Source organism: Pseudomonas sp. HMWF006 (genome assembly GCF_003061205.1).
GTDB lineage: Bacteria > Pseudomonadota > Gammaproteobacteria > Pseudomonadales > Pseudomonadaceae > Aquipseudomonas > Aquipseudomonas monsensis.
The window spans coordinates 1-1,085 of sequence record NZ_QAIU01000478.1; the positions used below are offsets into that span (position 1 = coordinate 1).

A 1,085-nucleotide genomic window follows, 5' to 3' on the forward strand; every position below is an offset into this window, starting at 1 on the left:
AACTACTACCTCAGCGGCGACACTGTGGAGTGGAACCCGGACGGCAGCATCAGCTTCGTCGGCCGCAGCGATGACGTAATCACCACATCCGGTTATCGCGTCGGTCCGTTCGATGTCGAAAGTGCGCTGATCGAGCACCCGGCGGTGGTCGAAGCGGCGGTGGTCGGCAAGCCGGATCCGGAGCGCACCGAACTGGTCAAGGCCTTCGTCGTGCTCAACCCGCAATACCGCGCCGAACCGACGCTGGCCGAAGAGCTGCGGCAACACGTGCGCAAGCGTCTGGCCGCGCATTCATACCCGCGTGAAATCGAATTTGTCAGCGAATTGCCGAAAACCCCAAGCGGCAAATTGCAGCGCTTTATCTTGCGCAACCAGGAAATCGCCAAGGCTCAAGAGGCCGCGGCGCACAACGTTTCAGCTTGAATCAGGAAGTCAGTCATGCAGATCGAGAACAAGGTTTTTATCGTCACCGGCGGCGCGTCCGGCCTGGGTGCGGCCACCGCTGAGTTGCTGGTCAACGCCGGCGCCAAAGTGATGCTGGTGGACATGAACGCCGAAGCCGTTGCCGCCCAGGCCCAGCGCCTCGGCGCGCAAAGCGTGGTCGCCGACATCAGCAACGAGGCCGCTGCCGAAGCAGCGGTGCAGGCGACGGTCAAAGCCTTTGGCAGTCTCAATGGTCTGGTCAACTGCGCCGGCATCGTCCGGGGCGAGAAGATCCTCGGCAAGAACGGCCCGCATGCGCTGTCCAGTTTTGCCCAGGTGATCAACGTCAACCTGATCGGCAGCTTCAACATGCTGCGTCTGGCCGCGGCGGCTATCGCCGAAAGCGACGCGAATGCCGACGGCGAACGCGGGGTGATCATCAACACCGCTTCGGTGGCCGCGTTCGACGGCCAGATCGGCCAGGCCGCGTATTCCGCCTCCAAAGGCGCGATTGCCAGCCTGACCCTGCCGGCCGCCCGTGAACTGGCGCGCTTCGGCATCCGCGTGATGACCATCGCCCCGGGCATTTTCGAAACGCCGATGATGGCCGGCATGACCCCGGAAGTCCGCGACTCCCTCGCTGCCGGCGTGCCATTCCCGCC

1 protein-coding gene and 1 pseudogene are annotated in these 1,085 nt (G+C 63.9%); both read left to right on the forward strand.

Features of this window, described 5'->3' with window-relative positions:
- Positions 1-423: pseudogene (locus DBR24_RS20840) on the forward strand (AMP-binding protein); the annotation flags it as partial.
- A 15-nt stretch (positions 424-438) separates the two neighbouring features.
- Positions 439-1,085 (forward strand): SDR family NAD(P)-dependent oxidoreductase (locus tag DBR24_RS20845; RefSeq protein ID WP_128615703.1); only part of this gene is annotated, 647 nt, incomplete at its 3' end.